The following is a 24,250-nucleotide window of genomic DNA, read 5'->3' on the forward strand; positions in this document are numbered from 1 at the left end:
TGACCGTGGCATCCAGGGGCGGCCAGAGCAGTTCTTGGTGGCCCCTGGATTGCCCGGTCAAGCCGGGCAATGACAGAAAAGGGACCACTCCCTAAACCCCGGCGTAAGCCTGACGTAGAACTCCGCGGCCTCCTCCGCCTGCCCCTCGAACCACAGGAATGGGGTGATCCGCTGCATGGGGCGGCTCCCGTCCCTGAGGTGACGGATCACTGCGCCGCATGCGCCGAGGCGAGCTGGCGCGACACCAGCTGGGCGTACAGCCCGCCGCGGGCGACCAGCGCCGCATGGGTGCCGGTCTCGGCCAGCCGGCCCTCGTCCAGCACCACGATCAGGTCGGCGTCGCGGATGGTCGACAGCCGATGGGCGATGACGATGGTGGTGCGGTCGGCCTGCAGCCGGTCCAGCGCCCGGCGCACCGCCTGCTCGTTCACCGTGTCGAGATGCGACGTCGCCTCGTCCAGGATCAGCACCGACGCGTTCTTCAGGAAGGCGCGGGCGATGGCGACGCGCTGGCGCTGGCCGCCGGACAGGGAGGTGCCGCGCTCGCCGACCGGCGAATCGAGGCCTTCCGGCAGGGTCGCCACCAGCTCGGCCAGCGAGGCGTGCTCGACCGCTTCCAGCAGCTCCGCCTCGGTCGCCTCCGGCCGGGCAATCATGATGTTGGCGCGCAAGCTGTCGTTGAACAGGTAGGTGTCCTGCGCCACCAGGGCGATGCGGCGGCGCAAATCGTCGAGGTCGTAGTCGCGCAGATCGGCGCCGTTCAGGGTGATCCGGCCCTCATCCGCGTCCCAGAACCGCATCAGCAGCTGGGCCGTGGTGGTCTTGCCGGCGCCGGAGGTGCCGACCAGCGCCACGGTCTTGCCGGCGGGGATCGCCACCGTCACCCCGGACAGGGCGCGACGGCCCTGGCCCGGATAGGTGAAGCCGACGCCCTCCAGGGTCAGCGCCGCCGCGCCGGGGTGGTCGGGCACGCCCCGCCCGTTCTCGACCGGCACCGGCTCGGCCTTCAGCCCGTAGATGCGGCGGGTGGCGCCCAGCGTGTCGGCCAGCTGGCGGCCGATCTGGGCGATTTCCGACACCGGCAGGAAGGCGGCCATCGCCAGGATGGTCAGCAGCGGCAGCAGGCCCGGGTCGAGGACGCCGCGGGCCGACAGGGCGGCGCCCGTCACCACCACCGCCAGGCCGCCGAGGCCGGTCAGGATCTCCAAGAGGCTCTGCTGCCGCGTCAGCTCGCCGAAGAAGGGCAGGCGCAGCCGGATGAAGCGGTCGGACAGGGCGTCCAGCCGGTCGCCGCGCGCCGTCTCCTGCTGGAAGGCGACGATCTCGCCCAAGCCCTGCACCGAATCGACCGCGAAGGCGCCGAGCTCGCCGGCCGCCTCGCGCGCCTCGGACCCCAGCCGGTCGACCCGGCCGCGGCCCAGCATCGGGCTCACCGCCACCGCCAGCAGGAAGGGCAGCAGCGCCAGCGCGATCCAGGGGCTGGCCCAGGCCAGCACCACCAGCACCGCGGCCGGCACCAAAGCGGCGACGAAGGCCGGCGCCACGGTGTGGGCGAAGAAGTACTCCACCAGCTCGATATCATGGGTGACCAGGGCCATCAGGTCGCCGGTGCGGCGGCGCACCAGATAGGCCGGGGCCAGGGCGTCGAGCTTGCGGAACACGTCCATCCGCATCTCGGCCAGCAGGCGGAACGCCATGTCGTGGGCGATCCAGGATTCCAGCCAGTGCAGCACGCCGGACAGCGGCGCCACCACGGCCAGGGCCCACAGCAGCCCGCCATAGGGCTCGCCGTTCTTCAGCGCGAGCAGGACCAGGGCGCTGAGCACGCCGACGCCGATGAAGGCCACCACGCGCAGCACGCCGAAGCCGAAGGTCAGGGCCAGCTTGCCCTTCCACGGCATGGCCAGCGTCATCAGCTCGGCCACCAGCCGGCCCCAGCCCAGCCCTTCGGCCTTGAGGATGCCCTCGGTCAGCGGCTTGGCCACGGCATCGTCCCCCATGGCGTCACTTGGGCCGGTGGCTTCCACGGCGCGGACGGCTACGGGCAAGTCGATGATGGTGCCGGCCGCCGATTCGCGCGCCTGCTCCGCCATCAGCCCGGCATAGACGCCGCCCTGCTGCATCAGCGCGGCATGCGGGCCGCTTTCCACCACCCGGCCGCCATCCAGCACCAGGATGCGGTCGCAGCCGATCACGCTGGACAGGCGGTGCGCCAGCACCAGGGTGGTGCGGCCCTGCATCAGCCGGTCCAGCGCCTCCTGGATCACCGCCTCGTTCTCGGCGTCGACCGCGGACAGCGCCTCGTCCAGCACCAGGATCGGGGTGTCGCGCAGCAGGGCGCGGGCGATGGCGACGCGCTGGCGCTGGCCGCCGGACAGCTTCACCCCCTTCTCGCCCACCACGCTGCGGTAGCCCTGCGGCAGCGACTGGATGAAGCCGTGGATGTTGGCGGCGCGGGCGGCGGCCTCGACCTCGGCCTCGGTCGCCTCCAGCCGGCCCATGCGGATGTTGTCCTCGACCGTGCCGTGGAACAGGAAGGTGTCCTGGTTCACTACCGAGATCATCGACCGGATCTGGTCGAAGGACAGGCCGCGCAGATCGTGCCCGCCGAGCCGGATCGTCCCCGCCTCAGGGTCGTAGAAGCGCAGCAGCAGGCGGACGATCGACGACTTGCCGCCGCCCGACGGGCCGACCAGACCGATGCGCTCGCCCGCCTTGGCCTCGAAGCTCAGCGCCTCATGGATGGTGCGGCGGGTGCCGGGATAGCGGAAGCGCACGCCGTCGAAGGCGATGGTGGGGGCCAGCGGCCGGGCCAGCGAAGCGGCCGGCGCATCCGCCACCTCCGGCTGGTCGTCCAGCACCTGATAGATGCCCTGGGCGGCGGACAGGCCGACCATGCCCTGGTGCAGCACCGACCGCAGCTCGCGCATCGGCCGGAAGATCTCGACCCCCAGCATCAGGATCACCAGCAGCGCCGGCAGGGCCATGGTGCCGCTGTCCACCCGCCAGGCGCCCAGCGCCAGGGCCGCGGCGGCGCCGCAGGCGACGGCGCTGTCGGTGATGCCGCGGGCCAGCACATTGGTCGCCAGCACCCGCATGGTGCTGCGGAACACCGACTGCGCCTCGCGCTCCAGCACATCGGCGCGGGCCTTGCTCTGGCCGAAGGCCTTCAGCGTGGCCAGGCCCTGGACCGAATCGAGGAACTCGGCGGCGAAGGTGGAGTAGACCTTGCGCAGCCCCTGGGCGCTGCCGGTCTCGTGCCGGTGCCACAGCGCCGGGGCGAACAGGGCGACCAGGGCGAAGGCCAGCATCACCGCCGCCACCGGCAGGTCGACGAAGGCGATCGCGGCGAAGATCAGGATCGGGGTCAGCAGCGCGATCAGGAACTGCGGCAGGAACTGGCCGAAATAGGTCTCCAGCTGCTCCACCCCGTCGATCAGCGACAGGGTCAGCGCGCCGGAGCGGCGGCGGCCGACCGTGCCGGGCCCGAGCGTCGCGATGCGGTCGTAGATCGTCCGCCGCAGCTTGGCCTGGACCCGCGACGCCGTCTCATGCGCCACCATCACCCTGAAATATTCGAACACGCCGCGCAGCAGCATGACGCCGGCGATCAGCGCGATCGACGGCACCAGCTCGGCCAGCGGCCGGCCGGCGAAGACCTGGCCGATCAGCCAGCCCAGCAGCGCCAGCCGGGCGACGCCGAGCCCGACCGAGACCAGCCCGATCGCGACCGACCAGAGGATGCGCAGGCGCACCCCTTGGGTAAAATTCCACAGGCGCGGTTCGAAATGCATCGCGCGGGCTCCATTGTACCGGTGAAGACGTTGGTCGGCCGCCGGTCGATGGATGGGTCGGGCCGCTCTTCACTGCACGATAATCTGAACGCTGACGTACGCCATTCGACAAATTCAAGAATGCCTTGTACGTTTTCGTTCAGAGCAGCTTTGCGGAGAAGGCCGGGCCATGGCCGCCGATTGGGACGATTTGCGGGTGTTCCTCACCCTTGCACGCGAAGGCAACCTGACCGCGGCGGCGCGGCGGCTGGAGGTCAGCCACCCCACCGTGGCGCGGCGGGTCAAGGCGCTGGAGGACGCCATCGGCGCCCGGCTGTTCGACCGGCTGCCCGACCGCTTCGTGCTGACCGCGGCCGGCGAGGAGCTGCTGGCCGACACCGAGGCGATGGAGCGTGCGGCCGAATCGATCCAGCGCCGCAGCGCCGGCCTGGGCGACACCGCCCATGGCACGGTGCGGCTGTCGGCCGGCGAGGGTACGGCCGGCTTCCTGGCGACGCATCTGCCGCGGCTGCGGCGCGGCCTGCAATGCATCGAGATCGAGCTGGTGGCCAGCCACATGCTGGCCAACCTGTCGCGCCGCGAAGCCGACCTGATGGTGCGCGAGCAGGTGCCCGACATCGCCAGCATCGTGGCCCGGCGACTGGGCCGGGTGGAATATGCGATCTACGCCGCCCGCGGCCGCGCGGGGCCGGATACCGGGCCGGAAGCGCTGCGCCGCCTGACCTGGGTCGGCTTCGACGAGGAGCACAGCTACATGCCGGGGCAGGCCTGGGTGGCCGAGCTGCTGGGGGGCGCCCGCCCGGCAGTCCGGGTCAACAACTGGCTGGTGCTGCAGGAGGTGGTGCGCAGCGGCGAGGCGGTGGCGCTGCTGCCCTGCCATCGAGGCGACCCCGACCCCGGCCTGCAGCGGCTGGGCCCGGTGATCGCGGAGGTCGGGGTCGACCAGTGGCTGCTGGTGCATCGCGACCTGCGCGCGCTGTCGCGGGTGCGCCGGGTGATGGATTCGCTGGTGGCCCTGTTCCGGGAGCAGCGCGACCTGCTGGAAGGCCGGCTACCCGAAGACGCCGTGACGCCTTGATCGTGCCGCCGTGATGGCGGATGACAATGGCAATGAGCGACAGATGCCCGTGATGAGAACCGTGCCCCGCGCCGCCATGCCCGAGTCCCGATTTCCTCTTCTGTGTCGCCTGTTTCCCGTCCTCGCCCTGCTCCTGCTCGCCGCCTGCGGGGGGATGACCCAGCCGATGGGCGGGCAGACCGCGGCGCCGCAGCTGGCGGCGGAGGCGATCGTCGCCGCCGACGGCTACCGCCTGCCGCTGCGGCATTGGGGGCCGGTGGACAAGCCCCGCGCGGTGATCCTGGCGCTGCACGGCTTCAACGAATACGGCAACGCCTTCGACGACCCGGCCCGGTTCTGGGGCCAGCTGGGCATCGCCACCTACGCCTATGACCAGCGCGGCTTCGGCGCCACCGCCCGGCGCGGCATCTGGCCGGGAACGAACACCCTGACGGCCGACGCCGCCGCGACGCTGCGGCTGCTGGAGGCTCGCCATCCCGGCGTGCCCCTCTACCTGCTGGGCGAAAGCATGGGCGGCGCCGTGGCGATCCTGACCGCGACCGCGCCCGGCCATCCGCCGATCGCCGGGCTGATCCTGTCGTCGCCGGCGACCTGGGGCCGGCAGACCATGGCCGCCCTGCCGCGGGCCACGCTGTGGCTGAGCCGCCTGCTGATCCCGGGCATGACCTTCACCGGCCGCGACCTGGGCATCCAGGCCAGCGACAACATCCCGATGCTGGTCGCGCTGGGCCGCGACCCGCTGTACATCCGCGCCACCCGGGTCGACACCATCGACGGGGTGGTCGACCTGATGGGCCGGGCCTCGGACGCGGTGGCGGAGATCGCCGAGCCGACCCTGGTGCTGATGGCGGAGCATGAGCAGGTGCTGGCGCCGGAATCGGTGGAGAGGCTGCTGCAGCGGCTGCCGCGACGGCCGGATGTCGTGGTCGCCTCCTACAGCCGCGGCTGGCACTGGCTGCTGCGCGACCTCGGCCGGCGGGCCCCGCAGCGCGACATCGCCGACTGGGTGCTGCACCCCGGGCCGGCCCTGCCCTCAGGGGCGGACCAGCGCGGTGCCGCCCGCCGGGACCTGGTTACGCCACCGGCTCCGGCACGGGCAGCTGCAGGGGGCTGAACACCTCCTGCTCCTCCGACACGCCGCGCAGGCTGAACCGGCCCATCGGCTCGGCCTCGACCTCCGCGATGGCGCGGAAGGCCTCGGTCATCAGCGGGCGGCGGCCGGTGATCCGGCACAGCGCCTCGACCCGGCTGGCCAGATTCACCGCCGGGCCGATCACCGTGAAGTCCAGCCGGTCGGCGGCGCCGATGTTGCCGTACATCACCTCGCCGATATGCAGCGACAGGCCGTAGTCGAGCGCCGGCAGCCCGTCGGCGGCGCGGCGCTCGTTCAGCGCGGCCATGCCGTGTTCCGCCATCGCCGAGGCCGCCAGGGCCTTCAGCGTGGCCGCCCGCGCGCCCTCGTCATCGACCGGGAAGATCGCCAGCATGGCGTCGCCGATGAACTTCAGGATCTCGCCGCCAGATTCCTGCACCGCGGCGGCCATGGTCTCGAAATAGCTGTCGAGCGAGGCGACGATCTGCTCGCGCCCGACCTTCTCGCTCATCGCGGTGAAGTCGCGCAGGTCGCAGTACCAGATCGCGGCGTTCAGCGATTCGGACATGCCGCGGCGGATCTGGCCGCTCAGGATCCGCGCCCCGGCATCGTGGCCGACATAGGTGTCGAGCAGGTTGACCGCGGTGGCGCGCAGCGAGTGGATCTCGATCAGCCGGGTCAGGATCGGCATCAGCCGGTCGATCTGGGCCAGCGCCTCCTCGGGGAAGCCGCCCTCCTCCCGGGTGGCGAAGGAGATGGCGGAGCGCCGGCCGCTGCTGAAGCTGAGGCCGAACAGGGCGTAGTCGGTCAGCCCTTCGTCGCGGAACTCGACCAGGACGGGGTAGTCGAGCTGGGCCTTGGGGCCGACCAGGCGGCGGCGCAGCGCGTCCGCGCCGTTGTCGATCACCTCGCGGATCGGGCTGTCCTGGTATTCCGGCGCATCCCGGTTCTCCCACAGGCCGCGGCGGCGCTCGATCGCGCCGGAGCCGCGCCAGATGTAGGCGGTGCCGAAATAGAGCGGATGCAGCGCCGGGATGATGGCGAGGCCGCGCGCCACCGGCACGCCCTGCGACTGCAGTCTTTCACAGAATTCCTGCAGCAGCAGGCCGGTGTCGCGGATGGCCGGCGCCTCATAGAGCAGCCAGTCCAGCGTGGGGGAGCCGGTACAGCTCGTCATCGTCTGGTCTTTCTCGATCACGATGCCCATTTTCCCGCCCCTCGCAGCACAACCCTCTTCATCTAGGCGCGCCACACCCGGATTTCGAGTCAGGCGCCCCTGCACTGCGCAAAATGGGCAGCAGACCCCGGCAACATGTCTGCGCAGCATGCCCGACATCGGCCGCGGTGGCGAGATGGCGCCGATGCCGCAGGGGGCGCGCCCTATGGTGCGAATCGGAGTTCATGAAGCCGTGGGGCGCGCAGGGGCGGTCAGCGCCGCCCGGCCGGCATCGCTGCGGCTGTCAGCCCCGCCTCGAACGGGCTCTCAGCCCCAGAGCGAGGGGTCCGGCGGCCAGACGGTGGCGCCGTCGTAGCGCAATGCCGGGTCGTGGTCCTGGGCCAGCAGCAGCGGGCCGTCGAGGTCCACCACCTCCGCCCCCTGGGCCACCAGCGTCGCCGGCGCCATGGCCAGCGACGAGGCGACCATGCAGCCGACCATCACGGTGAAGCCGCGCTCGCGCGCCGCGTCGCGCAGGCGCAGCGCCTCGGTCAGCCCGCCGGTCTTGTCGAGCTTGATGTTCACCATGGCGTATTTGCCGACGCAGTGCTCCAGGCTCGCGGTGTCGTGGCAGCTTTCGTCGGCGCAGAGCGGGATCGGGCTGCGGAACCCCTTCAGCGCGCCGTCCTCCGCCGCCTTCAGCGGCTGCTCGATCAGTTCCACCCCGAGCTCGGCGAAGGCGGAGCCGAAACGCTCAAGGTGCCCGATCGACCAGGCCTCGTTGGCGTCGACCACCAGCCGGCTGGCCGGCGCGTTCGCCCGCACCGCCTGAACCCGCTCCAGGTCGCCGTCGCCAGTCAGCTTCAGCTTGAGCAGCGGGTGATGCGCCGCCTCCCGCGCCGCCTGGCCCATGCTTTCGACGCTGCCGAGGCTGAGGGTGAAGACGGTGGTGACCGGGCTGGGTTCGGGCAGGCCGGCCAGGGCCCAGGCCGGCACCCCGGCCAGCTTGGCCTCGAGGTCCCACAGCGCGCAGTCGATGGCGTTGCGTGCGGCGCCGGCCGGCAGCAGTGCCTGCAGCGCCGGGCGGTCGGCCCCGGCGGCGATTTCCGAGGCCACCGATTCGATCTGCGCCCGGACGCTGTCGAGACTTTCGCCATAGCGGGCATAGGGCGTGCATTCGCCGCGGCCGACCAGGCCGCCGGCCGCGACCTCGGCGATCAGCGTCCGCGCCTCGGTGCGGCTGCCGCGCGAGATGGTGAAGACGCCGCGGATCGGCCAGACCGCCTCGCGGACCGACAGCTGCCGGCCCATCAGGCCAACCGGTCGACGATGGCGCCGACCCCGGTGCGCACCGGGTCGGCCGCCGGCAGGCCGTAGCGGTCCTCCGCCTCCTTCAGCGTCCGCTCCGCCGTCTGCGGGTCGAGCGCCGAGGTGTTGAAGGCGAGGCCGACGACCCTGGCGTTCGGGCTGGTCAGCCGGGCGCAGCGCTCGTTCAGGGCGATGCAGTCGGCGATGTCGGGCACCGGCGATTTCGGCAGGCCGCGCATGTGCGGCCGCCCCGGCTCGTGGCACATCACCAGCGCCTCGGCCTGGGCGCCGTGCAGCAGGCCGAGCGACACCCCGGCATAGGAGGCGTGGAACAGCGACCCCTGGCCCTCGATCAGGTCCCAATGGTCCGGGTCGTTGGCCGGCGACAGCCATTCGGTGGCGCCGGAGATGAAGTCGGCGACCACGGCATCGACCGAGACGCCGCCGCCAGCGATCAGGATGCCGGTCTGGCCGGTGGCGCGGAAGTCGGCCTTCAGGCCGCGGGCCCGCATCTCGCGCTCGAGCGCCAGCGAGGTGAACATCTTGCCGACCGAGCAGTCGGTGCCGACCGTCAGCAGGCGCCGGCCGCTTCTCGGCTCACCGGTGGCGACGTCGAAGTCGCGGTCGGGGTGGCGCACGTCGAACAGGCTGCGGCCGAGGGCCTGGGCCCGTTCGGCCACCGCGGGCAGGTCGGCGATGCGGTTGTGCAGGCCCGAGGCGATGTCCATGCCGAGGTCGAGCGCCCGCAGCATGGTGTCCTGCCACAGCTCCGAGACCCGGCCGCCGCGGTTGGCGACGCCGATGATCAGCGTCTGGGCGCCCTTGGCCGCCGCCTCCTCCAGGGTCAGGTCCGGCAGGCCGCAGGTGGCGCGGCAGCCCTCCAGCCGCAGCTGGCCGACGCAGCCGTCGCGGCGCCACTGCGCCACGCCATAGGCGGTCTTGGCGGCGAGCTGGTCCCCGGCGTCCCCCAGGAACAGCAGATACGGGCGCCTGATATCCACGATGCGAAGCTCCTCGGGCAACGGTCGCCGCGAGTGTACCGGGAATCGGCAGGCTGGCCAGGAACGCGGCATCCGCATGTCATAACCGGCGGTCACGGTCCGGCGGCGGTCGCGGGCGTGATGGATGGACGGCCCGTGCCCCTGTTTCTTGTCATGCCACGGCTTGACCGTGGCATCCAGGGGCGGCCAGAGCGGCTCTTCGTGGCCCCTGGATTGCCCGGTCAAGCCGGGCAATGACAATCAGGACGAGCCGCGTTCAGGGTGACAGCCGACGTCCCAAAACGAAAAGGCCCGGTCGAAACCGGGCCTGTCCGTGTCGTCGGGTCCGCCGCGGATCAGTGCAGCTTGCCGCCGAGATCCTCGATCGCCGCGTCGAGCAGGGCCGAGCCCTTGGCCGGGTCGGCCGCGAGCTGGCCGCCGACCAGGGTCCGCGCCGCCGAGACCGCGACGTTGACCGCGGTCGACCGCACCTCGGCCACGGCCTGGGCCTCGGCCTGGGCGATGCGCTCCAGCGCCATGACCTCGCGCCGCTTCATCGCCGCCTCGATGTCGACCGCCGCCTTCTCGCGCAGACGCACCGCGTCGTGCTTGGCGCGCTCGATGATCGCCGCAGCTTCCGCCGCCGCCTCGCGCTGGCGCGCCTGCGCCTTGGCGAGATAGGCCTCGGCCTCGCTGCGCAGCCGCTCCGCCTCGGCCAGATCCTCGCGGATCCGGTCGGTGCGTTTGTCGAGCACGCCGAGGATGGCCTTGCGGGCCTTCAGCGCCAGGATGACGAGGAGGACCAGCAGCGCCGCGGCGAGCACCAGCTCGACCGCGCTGTGCGTGTCCTCTTCGACATGCTCGACATGGGCGACCTCGCCCTGGGCGTAGGCGGCACCGATGAAGAGCTGGTTCGCGATGGTGTCGAGAACGCTCATCGCACTCCTCCCAGCGCGCCGTCGACCGCGGCAGACACCGCGGCCTTGTCGGGCGCGCCGCCGGTCAGCTTGGCGGCCAGCACCCCGGCCACCTCGGTCGCGATGTCGCGGGCGTCGGCCTTGAGATCGGCGCGGATCTTGCCGATCCGGACCTCGGCCTCGGTGGTCCGCGCCGCGAGCTCGGCGGCGAAGGCGGCCTGACGGCGCGCCGTCAGCTCCGCGATCTCCTGGTTCGCGGCGGCGACGGCGGCATGCGCCTCGCCCCGCGCCTTGGCGAGCGCGGCCTCATAGGCCTGGGCGACCGTTTCGGTCTCGCCGCGCGCGGCTTCCGCCCGCTCCAGATCGCCGGCGATCTTGGCGGCGCGCAGATCGAGCGTCTCGGCCAGCCGCGGCAGCAGCACGCGGGACAGCACGTAGTAGAGCGCGATGAAGACGACCGCCAGCCAGAAGATCTGGGAGGCGAACCATGCGGGATTAAACTGTGGCATCCGACTCCCCCTGCCGGGCCGACCGCCGTGGCCGGCCCATGACGGTTGGCAGTGAGACCGTCAGCCGAACAGCGAGATCAGCGCGACGATCAGGGCGAACAGCGCGATGGCTTCCGTCACGGCGAAGCCGATCCAGATGCTGGCGCCGATCTCTTCCTTGGCCGCCGGGTTCCGGGCCAGGGCGCCGATGTAGCTGGCCCACACATTGCCCACGCCGATGCCGGCGCCGATCATGCCGATCGCAGCGAGGCCCGCGCCGATGAACTTGGCAGCAGCGACGAGTTCCATGATGTCTTCCTTCGTGGATGGATACGGTTTGCTACGGACGTTTCGCGGGCTCGCGAAGCGTCAGTGGAGGTGCAGCGCGTCGTGCAGGTACACGCAGCTGAGGATGGCGAAGATGTAGGCCTGCAGCGCGGCGATGAAGAGTTCCAGCATCGTCAGCGGGACCAGGAAGGCGAAGGGCACGACGCCGGCGACGCCCATGGCGATGACGAAGCCGCCGATCACCTTCAGCAGCACGTGGCCGACCGTCATGTTGGCGAACAGTCGGACCGACAGGCTGATCGGCCGGGAGAGGTAGGAGATGATCTCGACCGGGATCAGGATCACCGCGGTCCACAGCGGCGCGCCGTGCGGGAAGAACATCCTGAAGTAGCCGGTGCCGTGCCGCGCGAAGCCGATCACCGTGACGCCGAGGAAGACCACGAAGGCCAGGGCGAAGGTGACGATGATGTGGCTGGTGAAGGTGAACGTGCCGGGAATGATCCCAATCACGTTGCCGAACAGGATGAAGATGAACAGCGTGAAGATGAAGGGGAAGTATTTCATCCCCTCCTTGCCGGCGTTCTCGCGGATCATGTTCGCCACGAGCTCGTACAGCATCTCGGCGAAGGACTGCAGGCGGCCCGGCACCAGGGCCCGGCGGCTGCCCCCGAGGAACAGCACCGCCGAAGCGGCCGCCGCGGCGATCACCATGAAGAGCGAGGAATTGGTGAAGGAGAGATCCAGACCGCCGATGTCGACGTGCAGGATCTTCTGGATCTCGAACTGCTCGATTGGCGACGCCACGCCTTATCTCCCGCCCCGGTTGCGCTCCGCCTGGTCGGCGATGCGCTTCGCCTTCGCCTCCCGGTCCAGCTCGACGCCGGTCCGGTAGACATTCATCATGCCGGCCACGGCCCCCAGGATGAAGAATAGAATCAACAACCAGGGCCGCGTGCCGAGCCATTGGTCGAGACCCCAGCCGATCCCGGCGCCGACCACGATCGCAGCGAGCAACTCGACTGCGATTCGCAGGCCGGCAGCCATGCCAGCACGGCCGACATCACGCCCCTCGTAGCCCTTTGCCTCGCGCCCCGCCCCAGGCAATCTCGCCTTCGCCTCTCTCAGGCGACGGTCGAGTTCCTCGGGCGAAGACGGCGGGTCTCGGTCATTCTGGGTCACAATGTCGGACACCCTTTCGGGCGGCGGCCACCCCCACCTCAAGCGGCGCGCACCTTAGTGTCGGCAGGGGGCTCCGTCAAGGCGACAAAACCGGCCGATTCCGGCGGCGTTGCGCCATGGCGCGATTTCCCGCCCGACCCCCGCGCGAGGGGCCCGCGAAAACGCCGTCCGAGGCACCGCCGGCGGCCCTGGCGGCAGCGCGCGCCGACAGGCTAGGATCGGGCCGGCCGCTGCCAGGGGATCACCATGCTCAGCCCGCTTCTCGCCGTTGCGGCGATCCTCGCCGGCATCACCATCGTCTCGCTCGGCCAGGGCGTGTTCGGCACCCTGGTGCCGATCCGGCTGACCGAGGCCGGGCTGTCGGCCGACCGGGTCGGTCTGGTGGTCTCGGCCAGCGCCTTCGGCTTCCTGATCGGCTGCCTGTTCGTCGCCCGGGTGATCCGGCTGGTCGGCCATATCAGGGCGTTCTCGGCCTTCGCCGCCGCCTCCTGCCTGGCCGGGCTGGCGCTGCCCTGGACCGTCGGCCTGCCCGGCTGGTTCGCGCTGCGCCTGGCCATGGGCTTCTGCTCCGCCGGGCTGTTCATGATCGCCGAGAGCTGGTTGAACGAGCTGACGCCGCGGCACCTGCGCGGCCGCATCCTGACCAGCTACGTCGTGGTGATCATGCTGGCGCTGGGCGCCGGCCAGGCGCTGCTGACCGTGGTCGACACCAGCGACATCCTGCCCTTCGTCCTGGCATCGGCCGCCTTCACCCTGGCCCTGATCCCGGTGACCCTGACCCGGTCGCGCTATCCCAGCGTGCCGCACGCGATCCGCCCGATCCTGCGCAAGGCCTACCGCAACTCGCCGGTCGGCGCGGTCGGCTGCGTCGTGGTCGGGCTGGTCGCGGCGACGCTGCAGGGCATCGCCCCGATCTGGGGGGTACAGCGCGGCTTCTCCACCGCCGAGATCGCGACCCTGATGGCGGCGACCCAGATCGGCGGCCTGCTGTGCCAATGGCCGCTGGGCTGGCTGTCCGACCGCATCGACCGGCGCTGGGTGATCCTGGGCGCCGCCCTGGCCACCATCGTCGCCGCGCTGGGCAGCATCGCCGCCGGCCAGCACACGCTGGCGCTGCTGATCGCGCTGTTCGCGCTGTGGGGCGGCATGGCCGAGGCGATCTACCCGCTGTCGGTCGCCCATGCCAACGACCACGCCAAGCCGCAGGACTATGTCTCGCTGGCCGGCACGCTGCTGATCCTGTGGTCGATCGGGTCCTCCGCCGGCCCGCTGATCGCCACCCTGGCGATGGACCGGTTCGGGCCGGACGCGCTGTTCGTCTATGTCGCGGTGCTGGTCGGCGCCTTCGCCGTCTTCGTGCTGTGGCGCATGGCCCGGCGCGGCCGCGTCGCCGCCGAGGAGGCCGAGCAGTTCGTCGGCCTGGCCGCCGCCGGCAGCCCGGCCCCGGCCGAGCTGGACCCCCGCATCCGGCCGGAGGACGAGGCCGCGCCCGGCGCCGACGACTGCGAGGACGTGCCGCCGCCGTGGTGAGGCGGTAGCCCGCCGCGCCGGTTCTGGTCAGGCGCGGCCGTCTGGTCAGCCGCGGCGGCCTCGGCTAGGGTCGCGGCCGCCCCTCGCTCAAGGATCCCGCATGCGCATCGCCACCTGGAACATCAACTCCGTCCGCCTGCGCCAGGAGCTGGTGCTGCGCCTGATCGACGAGACGGCGCCGGACATCGTCTGCCTGCAGGAGACCAAGACCCCCGACCACAGCTTCCCGCACCAGCCCTTCATCGACCGCGGCTATCCCCACATCGCGATCGCCGGGATGAAGGGCTACAACGGCGTCGCCGTGATCTCGCGCTTGGCCGTCGAGAGCCACGAGATTCGGCACTGGTGCGGCAAGGAGGATTGCCGCCACATCGCCGTCCGCCTGCCCGACGGCACCGAGGTCCACAACCTCTACATCCCCGCCGGCGGCGACATCCCCGACCCGGCGGTGAACGAGAAGTTCAAGCACAAGCTGCAGTTCCTGGACGAGATGACCGCCTGGTGGCCGGCCAACCGGCGGCCGGACCAGAAGATGATCCTGGTCGGCGACCTGAACATCGCGCCGCTGGAGCACGACGTGTGGTCGCACAAGCAGCTGCTGGACGTGGTCAGCCACACCCCGATCGAGGTCGCGAAGCTGGGGGCGATGCAGTCGACCCTGGGCTGGGTCGACAGCGCCCGCCAGTTCGTGCCGCCGGACCAGAAGCTGTACACGTGGTGGAGCTATCGCGCCGCCGACTGGCAGCTGTCGGACCGCGGCCGCCGGCTGGACCACATCTGGGTCACCCCGGCCCTGGCCGGCGGGCTGAAGGCCCACCGCACCCTGCGCGAGGCCCGCGGCTGGGAGCCGAAGCCGAGCGACCATGTGCCGGTCGTGGTCGACGTGGAGGTTTAAGCGGCCTGAGGCACCGCGTTACCGGACATAACCCGTCATCCCGTGCGCGCTGCGGCACGAGGTGCTGCTGCGCAGACACGGGATCTCCTCTCGATTCCGACGAGATTCCCGCTTTCGCGGGAATGACGGCTTGGGGTTGAGAACCCTCGCCCCTCAGGCCAGAGGCCGCCGGTACAGGTAGTACCGCCCGGCCGAGACCCCGTCGGGTTCCGGCAGTTCCTCCCAGCCCGGCGTGTCGAAGCCGATATTGGCGACGATGATGCCGCCCGGCGCCAGCACCGGGGCCAGCAGGGGCGCCAGCGCCGCCGCCAGGCCGCGGTTGGCGGCGTCGTCGCCGGTGCCGAGATCGGCATGTATCAGCGCGACGCCGTCGCGATGGGCGGCGGCGAAGACCGGCATGGTCTGCAGCACGTCGCCCAGCACCATGCGGTCGGTCGGCGGGATGCAGCCGGGATGGGCGGCGACGCGGCGGTCGAACACCCAGATCGCCCGGTCCGGCATCTTCTCGCGCAGATGGTCGTAGGTGCGGCCGTTGCCGAGGCCGAGTTCCAGCACGTCGCCGGGCAGGCCGGCGATGGCGCGGACCGCCCAGTCGAGGCAGGCGCGCTGCGCCTGCATCCGGCGGATGAAGCTGTCTAATCGACTCACGATTCGGATCAGGCCGCGGTCTGGCGGGCGCGGGCCGCTTCCTTGGTGGTCCGTTCGAGACGGAGCGCGAGCACGCGCATGATCTCGATCGCCATCTGGGGGAATTCGGTGATCATGCGGAAGAACTGGTCCTTTGCGATGACGAGCGCGGTGACGTCGGATCTGGCCTGCACCGTCGCGGTGCGGGGTACGTCGCACAGGATGGCGATCTCGCCGACGAAGTCGTTGCGGCCGACCCCCGCCACGGTCAGCGGACCGTTCGCGGTGTCGACGATCACATCGGCCTCGCCGTCGATGATGATGAAGGCGGCGCGGCCGATCTCCCCCTGCCGGCACAGCACCTGACCCGCGGGGAAGCGGACGCGTTCGCTGGTGAAGGCCAGCAGCTTCAGCTTCGACGTGTCGATATTCGCAAAAAGCGGTATCCGCTTCAGGAGTTCGACTTCTTCCGCAAGGCTCACCGATCCATCCTCCAGCTCCCTGTTCGCATTCTACTCCGCTTCCAGCAATTCGTGCAGCGCGCTGCCGTCGCTGTTGAGCGATTGGAATTCGCCGCGTTCGACGATCCGGCCGTGCCGCATCACCACCACGTCGGCGTATTCACGGGCCATGCTGGGCCGATGCACGCCCCAGATCAACCCGCGGCCTTCGCGCAGCTCGCGGATGGCGCGGTGTACCCGGCTCTGCGCCGCGCCGTCGAGGGCCGAGGTGGCCTCGTTCAGCAGCATCAGATCCGCGTTCTTCAAAAGCGCCCGACCGAGGCCGACCTTCTGCCGCTGCACCAACGACAGGCGGCTGCCAGCGACGCCGACCGAGAAGTCGAGCCCGACCGCGATCACGCTGTCGCGCAGCTCGACCTCGTCGACCACGGTCTGGATCAGGGTCTGCACCCGTTCCGCCGCGTCCGGCCGGCCGTAGCGGATCTTGCCGAACAGGATGTTGTCCTGCAGCGACGCCGCCTCGTTGAAGCGGTCGGCGTCGAAGAACTCGATGTGCCGGCGCAGATCCTCCGGCAGCTCGGCGGCGAAGACCTTGCGGGCCTGCAGCAGCCGCTCCTGCAGGTCGGCCTCGAACACGCCGAGGCGGTGGCGGGACGGCACCAGCTTGAACGGCAGCGACAGCAGCCGGGTGCGGTCGGCCGGCCGCAGCGTGGCGGTGCCCTCCTTCTTCACTCGCATCACGATCGGCTGGAACTCCGGCAGGTCCTCCGACCCGATGAAGCTGAACTGCTCGAAGAACTCGTGGCCGGGCGGCAGGTCGGCGAACAGCTCGACCATGGTCTCGGCCATCTGGGCGCCGACCTTGAGGAAATCCTCCATCAGGCCGGTGCGCTCGAGCACCCCGAGCACATACTCGTTCTCGGCCAGCGCGTCATAGGCGAAGACCGGCCCGACCGGGGTGCCGAACAGCAGGTTCTCGGCCACCGAGGCGGAGCTGTTGAAGCGGTCGGCGTCGTACAGCTCGACCAGGTCGCCGAGGTCGGATTCGGCCAGGGTCTTGCGCACCGAGACCCGCGCCGCCAGCACCCGGTCGGCGATCTCAGGGGCGCGGTCGGCATCGATCGTGCCGTTCAGGCCGATGCGGTAGACGTCCTGCTCCATGTCCACCGCCTGCAGGATCTCCAGCGCCCGGTCCTCCAGCGCCTCCGGCCCCTCGACGCCGGCAGCGGCGTAGTCGATCCAGTCGGCGTTGATGTCGTAGTCGGTGTTGCCGGCCACCCGCGCCTCGCTGGCCCGCCGCGCCCGGCGGCGCTTGGCCGCGTCGTCCTCGTATTCCTTCTCGCGCACCGGGCGGTGCGCGAGGCCGTAGTAGAGGTTCGAGCGCAGGGTGCCGGTGAACATGTAGCTGTGGGTGCCGACATAGGCGATGCGCCGGCCGACCACCGCCTCGCTCAGCGTCTCGAAGTCATAGTCGCCGAGGCGGATCTTGCCGCTGGTCGGCGCCAGCAGCCGGGCCATCATCAGCATCAGCTCGTCCTTGCCGACGCCGGCACCGACCACCGCGACATGGCCGTCGGTCGGGAAGGTGGCGGTCAGCCCCTCGATCACGGTCATGCCGCTGTCGTCGACCAGGGCGACGGCGGAGAAGCTGAGCTCCTTCGGCAGCGGCCCCTCGATCACCTCGTCGCTGGTGAGGCGCTCGACCGGCAGCAGCTCGGGCGGCTGGAACTGCTCCACCACCTGCTCGTACTTGATCCGGATGTCGGCCTGGTTCTGGTAGTAGTCGAGCAGGTCCTTCCACGGCGACGCCAGGTCCTTGTAGGCGGCCAGCACGGCCACCAGCGCGCCGAGCTGGATGCTGCCGCGGATCACCAGGTAGCCGCCGATCGCGTAGAAGAAGAACGGCGTCAGCTGGTTGATGAAGTTGTTCAGGAACTTGATGAAGAACTTGCGGTTGTAGATCTCGAACCGGATGTCGTAGATCGTCCCCAGCCGGTCGGAAAAATCCGCCAGATGCGTCGCGGTGGCGTCGTTGGCGTGCATGTCGGCGATGCCCGAGACGGACTCGCCGATGCGGTCGGCCAGCTTGCGCACCGTCCGCACCCGCTCCTTGCCCAGCTGGTTCACGCGCTTCTGCAGCCGCGGGATCAGCCACCCCTGCATGGGGTACAGCGAGACCGCCGCCGCCCCCAGGATGGGGTCCTGCACGAAGATGAAGTAGATGTAGACGATCAGCGTCCCGGCCGCCCAGATCGGCGCCACGAACGCATCGCCGATGAAGCCGCCGAGCGGCTCGACCTCGGAGGTGATCATCGGGATCATCTCGCCCTGCGAGGTCTTGCGGAAATGGGTCAGCGGGAAGCGCAGGATGCGGCAGTACAGCTCATAGCGCAGGCGGCGCAGCATGCGCTCGCCCAGCTTGCCCTTGTAGACGTTGATGTAGAGCTTGAACCCGCCGTTGACGAACACCAGAACCAGGAACATGAACGACAGCAGCAGCAGGTATTCGATCCGGTCGAACTGGAACCCGAGAAATAGTTTTGGAAAATCCTTCGCGCCCTTGTCGTCGATCGCGCCGTTGACGATCTGTTTCGGCAAGTCGAGGGAGTAGTAGACGAAGGGAAACGAAACCAGGGTGATGATCAGGATATAGATCTGTTCGCGTCTGCTGTGCCGCAGAACGAATTTAAAGATATTCGAGTCCATCGCGATCCAGGTCCAGCCTCGCACGGCAACGGCAGGACCATAGCCCGAACCGCCCGCGCCGCAAAGCCGCTGACATGGCCATGCCGGGGACATGCGGCAACCCCGCGCGGCGGCCTCCGCCCTCGCACCGTCATGGTCGGCGGCATGCGCCCCGCCCGCCATCCCGCCTCCCCAAATCCCGCCCCTGCGACGGCGTCGCGGGTGACGGGCCGGAAAGCTTCGTGTTAAAAGGCGCGCGGGGCGGCAGGGGTCGCCCGTGCCGGCCCGCTCCGGGTCCCCACGCGACAAGGCTTGCATGGCGAAGCGCACCGCTCAGGCCCGTATCCTGATCTACAGCCATGACAGCTTCGGCCTCGGACACCTGCGCCGGTGCCGCACCATCGCCCATTCCCTGGTGGCGCGGCACAGCGACCTGTCGGTGCTGATCCTGTCGGGATCGCCGATCATCGGCAGCTTCGATTTCCGCAGCCGGGTCGACTTCGTCCGCATCCCCGGGGTGATCAAGCTGCGCAACGGCGACTACACCTCGCTGTCGCTGCACATCGACATCGAGGAGACGCTGGCGATGCGCGCCTCGATCATCGAGCACACCGCGGCGATCTTCGACCCCGACCTGTTCATCGTCGACAAGGAGCCGCTGGGCCTGCGCGGCGAGGTCAAGCAGACGCTGGAGATGCTGCGCGACCGCGGCGCCCGCACCGTGCTGGGCCTGCGCGACGTGATGGACGAGCCGTCGCTGCTGGCCCCGGAATGGGAGCGCAAGAACGTCGTCCCCGCGCTGGAGAGCCTGTACGACCACATCTGGATCTACGGCCTGCCGGAGATCTGCGACCCGCTGGAGGAGATCGAGCTGCCCGATTCGGTGCGGGCCCGGATGACCTACACCGGCTATCTCAGGCGGCGGGCGCCGACCAACATGCCGGCCGACCTCCCGCTGCTGCGCGACCCCTACATCCTGGTCACCCCCGGCGGTGGCGGCGACGGCGAGGATCTGGTGGACTGGGTGCTGTCGGCCTACGAGCTGGACCGCACCATGCCCTGCGGCGCGCTGATCGTGCTGGGCCCCTTCATGCAGCGCGAGCGCCAGGCCGAGTTCATGGCCCGCGCCGCCAAGCTGGGCGACGTCACGGTCATCACCTTCGACGCCCATATCGAGAACCTGATGACCCGCGCCGCCGGCGTCGTCGCCATGGGCGGCTACAACACCTTCTGCGAGATCCTGTCCTTCGACAAACGGGCGCTGCTGGTGCCCCGGGTGCGGCCGCGGCTGGAGCAGCACATCCGGGCCGAGCGCGCCGCCGAGCTGGGCCTGGTCAGCATGCTCGACCAGGACGGGCCCGGCGATCCGGCGGTGATGGTGCGGGCCTTGCGCGCGTTGCCCGACCAGCCCTTGCCCTCGACCCGGTTCCCGCCCGGCCTGCTCGACGGGCTCGACGTCGTCGACCGGCTGGCGATGGCCGCGATCGCCCCGTCCTCCTCGATCCGGCAGAGCGCCTGAGTCCACAGCATGATCGAGCGGATGCAGAGTGAACCGGCCGGGCGCGGCCCGACCGCGCCGGCGGGGCGCGGCCTGACGGCCATCGTGGTGAAGGGCTATCCCCGGCTGTCGGAGACCTTCATCGCGCAGGAGATCCTGGGGCTGCAGCAGCTGGGCCAGCGCCAGCTGATCGTGTCGCTGCGCCACCCGACCGACACGCTGGTGCATGAGCTGAACCGCCAGATCACCGCGCCGGTGCTGTACCTGCCGGAATACCTGCATGACGAGCCGGAGCGGGTGGCGGCGGCGCGCGACTGGGCCCGCGCCCAGCCCGGCTACGCCGCCGCCTACGCCGCCTTCCGCCGCGACCTGCGGCGCGACCCGACCCCGAACCGCTGGCGCCGCTTCGGCCAGGCCTGCGTGCTGGCGCGCGAGCTGCCGCCGGAGACCAGCTGGATCTACGTCCATTACCTCCACACCCCGGCCTCGGTCGGCCGCTACGCCGCGCTGATCCGCGGCCTGCCCTGGAGCGTCTCGGCCCACGCCAAGGACATCTGGACCACGCCGGAATGGGAGCTGCGGGAGAAGCTGGCCGAGGCCCGCTGGGCGGCGACCTGCACCGCGGTGAACCACAGCTATCTCACCGGGCTGGCGCCCGAGACCGGCCGCGTGTCGCTGGTGCATCACGGCCTGGACTTCGCCCGCTTCCCCGATCCGATCGCCCGGCCGCGGCGTGACGGGCGCGACCCGGCCGACCCGGTGCGGCTGATTTCGGTCGGCCGCGCCGTCGAGAAGAAGGGCTTCGACCGGCTGCTCGACGCCTTCGCCGCCCTGCCGGCCGGCCTGGCCTGGCGCTGGACCCATATCGGCGGTGGCGCGCTGCTGGCCGACCTCAAGGCCCAGGCGGCGCGGCTGCACCTGGCCGACCGGATCGAATGGCGCGGCGCCCTGACCCAGGATTCGGTGCTGGCCGCGCTGCTCGACTCCGACCTGTTCGTGCTGACCGCGCGGATCGCCGAGGATGGCGACCGCGACGGCCTGCCCAATGTGCTGATGGAGGCCCAGGCCACCGGCCTGTGCTGCCTGGCCAGCGCCGTCTCGGCGATCCCGGAGCTGATCCGCGACCGCGAGACCGGGGTGCTGGTGCCGCCCGACGACGTGCCGGCGGCCGCCGACGCCCTGGCCGGGCTGATCGCCGACCCGGCCCGCCGCGCCCGGCTGGGCGCCGCCGGCGCCGCCCGGGTGCGCCGTGATTTCGGCTTCGCCATCGGCCTGGCCAAGCTGGCCCGCCGCTTCGGCCTGCCGGCGCCGGCCGCCGCCTCCGGATGAGGGTCGCCTTCTACGCGCCGATGAAGCCGCCGGGGCACCCGGTGCCCTCGGGCGACCGGCGCGTGGCACGGCTGCTGATCGAGGCGCTGCGGCGCGGCGGGCACGAGGTCCGCATCGCCAGCCGGCTGCGCAGCTGGGATCCGGGGCTGGACCCGGCCCGGCCGGCGCGGATCCAGGCGCTGGGCGGCCGCATCGCCGAGGCCCTGGTCCGGCGCTGGCGCGCGGCGGCGGACCGGCCCGATGTCTGGTTCACCTACCACCTCTACCACAAGGCGCCGGACTGGCTGGGCCCGCCGGTGGCGGTCGCGCTCGGCATCCCCTATGTCGCCGCCGAGGCCTCGCATGCGCCGCGCCGCGCCGAGGGGGCCTGGGCGGCCGGGCACCGGGCGGCGGCGGCGGCGATCCGCCAGGCCGCGGCGCTGCTGACCTTCAGCGCCCGGGACGCCGCCGGGCTGCAGGCCCTGGCGCCGGCCGGGCGGATCGTGCGGCTGCCGCCCTTCCTCGACACCACGCCCTTCGCCGCGATCGCGCGGCAGCCGGCGGAGCCGCCGCGGCTGCTGGCCGTCGGCATGATGCGGGAGGGCGACAAGGCCCGATCCTATGCCCTGCTGGCCGGGGCGCTGCGCCACCTGCAGGACCGGCCCTGGACCCTGACCGTGATCGGCGACGGACCGGCGCGGCCGCAGATCGAGCCGCTGTTCGACCCCGCCCGCACCCGCTTCCGCGGGGCGCTGCCGCCCGAGGCGATGCCCGCCGCCCTGGCCGAGGCCGACCTGCTGGTGTGGCCGGCGGTCAACGAGGCCTTCGGCATGGCGCTCTTGGAAGCCCAGGCCGCCGGGCTGCCGGTGGTGGCCGGGGCGGCCGGGGGCGCCGATGGCGGCGTGGCCGCGATCGTGCGCGACGGCGAGACCGGCCTCTTGGCCCCCGCCGGCGACGAGGCCGGCTTCGCCGCCGCCGTCGCCGCCCTGCTCGACGACCCGGCCCGGCGCCGGGCGATGGGCGACGCCGCCCGCGCCAACGCCGTGGCGGCGCATGGCATCGACCGTGCCGCCGCGATCCTGGACCGCACGCTGCACGAGGTGACCGGGCGCGAGGTGACGCCATGACCCGCCTCCTCGTCCTGCGCCACGGGCCAACCGAATGGAACGCGCAGCGCCGCATCCAGGGCCATGCCGACATCCCGCTGTCGGAGGCCGGCCGCGCGGCGGTGGCGCAGTGGCGCCTGCCCGGCTGGGCGGCCGGCTGGGACGTGCTGGCCAGCCCGCTGGCCCGGGCGCTGGAGACCGCCCGGCTGCTGGGCCTCGACCCGGTGCCGGAGCCGGCGCTGACCGAGCTGGACTGGGGCGAGTGGGAGGGCCTGCGCCTGTCCGACAAGACCCGCATCGACCCGGCGGAGCTGGCCGAGCGCGAGGCCCTGGGCGTCGACTTCCGTGCCCCCGGCGGCGAGTCCTACCGCGAGGTCCAGGACCGGCTGGCGCCGCTGCTGCTGCGGCGTGCCGCCACGGGTCGGGATACCGTCGCCGTCTGTCATCGCGGCGTCATCCTCGCGCTCTATGCCTGGGCCGCCGGATGGACCATGATCTCCGATGCGCCGGATGGGTTGCAGTGGGGCTGCGGACACTTGTTTCGGCTTGAGGGCACAGGGGCGCCGGTGATCGACCGGCTGAACATATCTTTGGCGGCATGAAGCTTCTGTTCCACGTCCAGCATCTGCTCGGCATCGGCCATGTCCGGCGCGCCGCGGTGATCACCCGTGCCCTGGTCGAGGCCGGCTTCGCCGTGACCGTGGCCCAGGGCGGCTTTGCCGTGCCCGGCACCGACTGGGGCGGCGCCGAGGTGGTGCCGCTGCCGCCGGTGCGGTCGGCCGACACCGGCTTCCGCACCCTGCTGGACGCCGAGGACCGGCCGATCGACACTGGCTGGAAGAAGCGCCGCGCCGCCGAGCTGCTGGCGCTGCACGCCCGGGTGCGGCCCGACATCCTGCTGATCGAGACCTTCCCCTTCGGCCGCCGCGCCTTCGCCTTCGAGCTGGTGCCGCTGCTGGAGATCGCCCGCCGCGCCGTGCCGCGGCCGCTGATCGCCAGCTCGGTCCGCGACATCCTGGTCGACAAGAACGACCCGGCCAAGGTCGAGGGCATGGCCGACACGGCACGGGCCCTGTTCGACCTGGTGCTGGTGCATGGCGACCCCGCGGTGATTCCGTTCGAGGCCAGCTTCCCGCCGGCGCCGCGCATCGCCGACCTGATCCGCTACACCGGCTATGTCGGCGCCCGGCCGACCCGCGAGGCGCCGCCGGGCGACGGCGTCGACGAGATCGTGGTCTCGGTCGGCGGCGGCGCGGTCGGCGCCGAGCTGCTGCGCGCCGCCCTGGGCGCCCGGGCGATCTCGGCCCAGCGCGACGCCCGCTGGCGCCTGCTGGCCGGCCCCGACCTGCCCGCCGGGACCATGGCCGAGCTGGCCGCCGTGGCGCCCAACGGGGTCGTGGTCGAACCGGCCCGGCCGGACTTCCCGAGCCTGCTGGCGCGCTGCCGGCTGTCGATCAGCCAAGCCGGCTACAACACCGTGATGGATGTGATGCGGGCCGGCTGCCGCGCCGTCTTCGTGCCCTTCGCCGCGGAAGGCGAGACCGAGCAGACCCGCCGGGCGGAACTTCTCGCCGCCCGCGGCCATTGCCTGGTGGTGCCGGAACAGGGACTGACATCGGAGCGGCTGGCCCGCGCGGTGGACGACGCGGTCGCAGCACCTCCGCCACCGCGCGCCACCCTGGCGCTGGACGGCGCCCAGGCCGCCGCCCGCCTGCTGCGCGACGCCGCGGCGGGAAAGCGGAGCGCCGCATGAGCGGAACCGGGGCGTGCGCATCGGCCGAAAGATCCGGGCTTTCCCCGGGCTGTGACGGCGGGGGGCTTGCCGCCCGGCCGCGCCCTGCGGCTATAGTGCCGCTTTC

The 24,250-nt window shown here is 71.4% G+C and carries 21 protein-coding genes; 9 read left to right on the forward strand and 12 right to left on the reverse strand.

Annotated features, from left to right (window positions below; translation table 11 throughout):
- Positions 1-206 precede the first annotated feature (206 nt).
- Positions 207-3,794: an ABC transporter ATP-binding protein gene (locus E9232_RS30590; RefSeq protein ID WP_309800731.1), complete on the reverse strand. Its 3,588-nt coding sequence runs from the start codon at positions 3,792-3,794 to the stop codon at positions 207-209.
- A 169-nt stretch (positions 3,795-3,963) separates the two neighbouring features.
- Here E9232_RS30590 and E9232_RS30595 point away from each other — a divergent pair, with 169 nt between their 5' ends.
- Together E9232_RS30595 and E9232_RS30600 are read left to right on the forward strand one after the other, a co-directional pair.
- Positions 3,964-4,872, forward strand: a complete 909-nt coding sequence (locus E9232_RS30595) for a LysR family transcriptional regulator (protein WP_309800732.1) — start codon at positions 3,964-3,966, stop codon at positions 4,870-4,872.
- A gap of 166 nt (positions 4,873-5,038) precedes the next feature.
- Positions 5,039-5,986, forward strand: a complete 948-nt coding sequence (locus E9232_RS30600; protein ID WP_309800734.1) for an alpha/beta hydrolase — start codon at positions 5,039-5,041, stop codon at positions 5,984-5,986.
- On the opposite strand, the gene E9232_RS30605 is transcribed toward E9232_RS30600, so the two are convergent.
- From E9232_RS30605 to E9232_RS30640, 8 genes are all read right to left on the reverse strand, one after another.
- Positions 5,946-7,142: an adenylate/guanylate cyclase domain-containing protein gene (locus E9232_RS30605; protein ID WP_309800736.1), complete on the reverse strand. Its 1,197-nt coding sequence runs from the start codon at positions 7,140-7,142 to the stop codon at positions 5,946-5,948. The two genes, E9232_RS30600 and E9232_RS30605, sit on opposite strands and share 41 nt — an antisense overlap.
- A 306-nt stretch (positions 7,143-7,448) precedes the next feature.
- Positions 7,449-8,432: an N-acetyl-D-Glu racemase DgcA gene (gene dgcA / locus E9232_RS30610; protein ID WP_309800738.1), complete on the reverse strand. Its 984-nt coding sequence runs from the start codon at positions 8,430-8,432 to the stop codon at positions 7,449-7,451.
- Positions 8,432-9,430, reverse strand: a complete 999-nt coding sequence (gene dgcN, locus E9232_RS30615) for an N-acetyltransferase DgcN (RefSeq protein WP_309800741.1) — start codon at positions 9,428-9,430, stop codon at positions 8,432-8,434. Before dgcN ends, dgcA begins: the two co-directional genes overlap by 1 nt.
- Before the next feature lie 335 nt (positions 9,431-9,765).
- Positions 9,766-10,347 (reverse strand): F0F1 ATP synthase subunit B family protein, encoded by a 582-nt coding sequence (locus tag E9232_RS30620; protein WP_309800742.1) that lies wholly within the window; start codon positions 10,345-10,347, stop codon positions 9,766-9,768.
- The gene (locus tag E9232_RS30625; RefSeq protein WP_309800744.1) at positions 10,344-10,835 is read right to left on the reverse strand and encodes a F0F1 ATP synthase subunit B family protein; all 492 of its coding nucleotides are present in this window, start codon (positions 10,833-10,835) and stop codon (positions 10,344-10,346) included. Before E9232_RS30625 ends, E9232_RS30620 begins: the two co-directional genes overlap by 4 nt.
- A 60-nt stretch (positions 10,836-10,895) precedes the next feature.
- Positions 10,896-11,123, reverse strand: a complete 228-nt coding sequence (locus E9232_RS30630) for an ATP synthase subunit C family protein (RefSeq protein ID WP_309800745.1) — start codon at positions 11,121-11,123, stop codon at positions 10,896-10,898.
- 60 nt (positions 11,124-11,183) lie between these two features.
- Complete coding sequence (locus tag E9232_RS30635; protein WP_309800747.1) at positions 11,184-11,906, reverse strand: F0F1 ATP synthase subunit A; 723 nt, start codon at positions 11,904-11,906, stop codon at positions 11,184-11,186.
- Between the two features lie 3 nt (positions 11,907-11,909).
- Positions 11,910-12,281 (reverse strand): AtpZ/AtpI family protein, encoded by a 372-nt coding sequence (locus tag E9232_RS30640; protein ID WP_309800749.1) that lies wholly within the window; start codon positions 12,279-12,281, stop codon positions 11,910-11,912.
- A gap of 246 nt (positions 12,282-12,527) precedes the next feature.
- Here E9232_RS30640 and E9232_RS30645 point away from each other — a divergent pair, with 246 nt between their 5' ends.
- A complete protein-coding gene (locus E9232_RS30645; protein WP_309800751.1) occupies positions 12,528-13,811 on the forward strand; it encodes an MFS transporter in 1,284 nt (427 codons plus the stop codon).
- A 100-nt stretch (positions 13,812-13,911) separates the two neighbouring features.
- Positions 13,912-14,706: an exodeoxyribonuclease III gene (locus E9232_RS30650; RefSeq protein ID WP_309800753.1), complete on the forward strand. Its 795-nt coding sequence runs from the start codon at positions 13,912-13,914 to the stop codon at positions 14,704-14,706.
- Between the two features lie 153 nt (positions 14,707-14,859).
- Here the strand turns inward: E9232_RS30650 and E9232_RS30655 are convergent, their stop codons facing one another.
- From E9232_RS30655 to E9232_RS30665, 3 genes are read right to left on the reverse strand one after another with little or no spacing between them, the layout of a single operon-like run.
- A complete protein-coding gene (locus E9232_RS30655; RefSeq protein WP_309800755.1) occupies positions 14,860-15,354 on the reverse strand; it encodes a class I SAM-dependent methyltransferase in 495 nt (164 codons plus the stop codon).
- Positions 15,355-15,362: 8 nt separating this feature from the next.
- Entirely contained in the window at positions 15,363-15,815 is a 453-nt protein-coding gene (locus E9232_RS30660) for a cyclic nucleotide-binding domain-containing protein (RefSeq protein ID WP_309800757.1), read from the reverse strand.
- 30 nt (positions 15,816-15,845) lie between these two features.
- The gene (locus E9232_RS30665) at positions 15,846-18,500 is read right to left on the reverse strand and encodes an ABC transporter transmembrane domain-containing protein (RefSeq protein ID WP_309800759.1); all 2,655 of its coding nucleotides are present in this window, start codon (positions 18,498-18,500) and stop codon (positions 15,846-15,848) included.
- Positions 18,501-18,795: 295 nt separating this feature from the next.
- On the opposite strand from E9232_RS30665, the gene E9232_RS30670 reads away from it, so the two are divergent.
- Genes E9232_RS30670 through E9232_RS30690 form a run of 5 tightly spaced genes read left to right on the forward strand, consistent with a single transcriptional unit; the run spans position 18,796 to position 24,144 of the window.
- A complete protein-coding gene (locus E9232_RS30670; RefSeq protein ID WP_309800762.1) occupies positions 18,796-19,998 on the forward strand; it encodes a glycosyltransferase family protein in 1,203 nt (400 codons plus the stop codon).
- A gap of 21 nt (positions 19,999-20,019) precedes the next feature.
- Positions 20,020-21,306 carry a glycosyltransferase family 4 protein gene (locus tag E9232_RS30675; protein WP_309800764.1) on the forward strand — a complete coding sequence of 429 codons (1,287 nt, stop codon included), beginning with the start codon at positions 20,020-20,022 and terminating at the stop codon, positions 21,304-21,306.
- Positions 21,303-22,412 carry a glycosyltransferase family 4 protein gene (locus tag E9232_RS30680; RefSeq protein WP_309800766.1) on the forward strand — a complete coding sequence of 370 codons (1,110 nt, stop codon included), beginning with the start codon at positions 21,303-21,305 and terminating at the stop codon, positions 22,410-22,412. Before E9232_RS30675 ends, E9232_RS30680 begins: the two co-directional genes overlap by 4 nt.
- Entirely contained in the window at positions 22,409-22,993 is a 585-nt protein-coding gene (locus E9232_RS30685) for a histidine phosphatase family protein (protein WP_309800769.1), read from the forward strand. The genes E9232_RS30680 and E9232_RS30685 overlap by 4 nt, the downstream gene beginning before the upstream one ends.
- The gene (locus E9232_RS30690; protein WP_309800771.1) at positions 22,990-24,144 is read left to right on the forward strand and encodes a glycosyltransferase family protein; all 1,155 of its coding nucleotides are present in this window, start codon (positions 22,990-22,992) and stop codon (positions 24,142-24,144) included. The genes E9232_RS30685 and E9232_RS30690 overlap by 4 nt, the downstream gene beginning before the upstream one ends.
- Positions 24,145-24,250 lie beyond the last annotated feature (106 nt).

This window comes from Inquilinus ginsengisoli (assembly GCF_031453975.1).
In the GTDB taxonomy this organism is placed as follows: domain Bacteria; phylum Pseudomonadota; class Alphaproteobacteria; order DSM-16000; family Inquilinaceae; genus Inquilinus; species Inquilinus ginsengisoli_A.

Coding starts and splice junctions, on each gene's coding strand:
- E9232_RS30680 (WP_309800766.1), top strand. CDS start 21,303: ATGAGGGTCGCCTTCTACGCGCCGATGAAGCCGCCGGGGCACCCGGTG.
- E9232_RS30600 (WP_309800734.1), top strand. CDS start 5,039: ATGGGCGGGCAGACCGCGGCGCCGCAGCTGGCGGCGGAGGCGATCGTC.
- E9232_RS30670 (WP_309800762.1), top strand. CDS start 18,796: ATGGCGAAGCGCACCGCTCAGGCCCGTATCCTGATCTACAGCCATGAC.
- E9232_RS30675 (WP_309800764.1), top strand. CDS start 20,020: ATGCAGAGTGAACCGGCCGGGCGCGGCCCGACCGCGCCGGCGGGGCGC.
- E9232_RS30595 (WP_309800732.1), top strand. CDS start 3,964: ATGGCCGCCGATTGGGACGATTTGCGGGTGTTCCTCACCCTTGCACGC.
- E9232_RS30665 (WP_309800759.1), bottom strand. CDS start 18,500: ATGGACTCGAATATCTTTAAATTCGTTCTGCGGCACAGCAGACGCGAA.
- E9232_RS30645 (WP_309800751.1), top strand. CDS start 12,528: ATGCTCAGCCCGCTTCTCGCCGTTGCGGCGATCCTCGCCGGCATCACC.
- E9232_RS30690 (WP_309800771.1), top strand. CDS start 22,990: ATGAAGCTTCTGTTCCACGTCCAGCATCTGCTCGGCATCGGCCATGTC.
- E9232_RS30590 (WP_309800731.1), bottom strand. CDS start 3,794: ATGCATTTCGAACCGCGCCTGTGGAATTTTACCCAAGGGGTGCGCCTG.
- E9232_RS30620 (WP_309800742.1), bottom strand. CDS start 10,347: ATGAGCGTTCTCGACACCATCGCGAACCAGCTCTTCATCGGTGCCGCC.
- E9232_RS30630 (WP_309800745.1), bottom strand. CDS start 11,123: ATGGAACTCGTCGCTGCTGCCAAGTTCATCGGCGCGGGCCTCGCTGCG.
- E9232_RS30650 (WP_309800753.1), top strand. CDS start 13,912: ATGCGCATCGCCACCTGGAACATCAACTCCGTCCGCCTGCGCCAGGAG.
- E9232_RS30625 (WP_309800744.1), bottom strand. CDS start 10,835: ATGCCACAGTTTAATCCCGCATGGTTCGCCTCCCAGATCTTCTGGCTG.
- E9232_RS30685 (WP_309800769.1), top strand. CDS start 22,409: ATGACCCGCCTCCTCGTCCTGCGCCACGGGCCAACCGAATGGAACGCG.
- dgcA (WP_309800738.1), bottom strand. CDS start 8,432: ATGGGCCGGCAGCTGTCGGTCCGCGAGGCGGTCTGGCCGATCCGCGGC.
- E9232_RS30605 (WP_309800736.1), bottom strand. CDS start 7,142: ATGACGAGCTGTACCGGCTCCCCCACGCTGGACTGGCTGCTCTATGAG.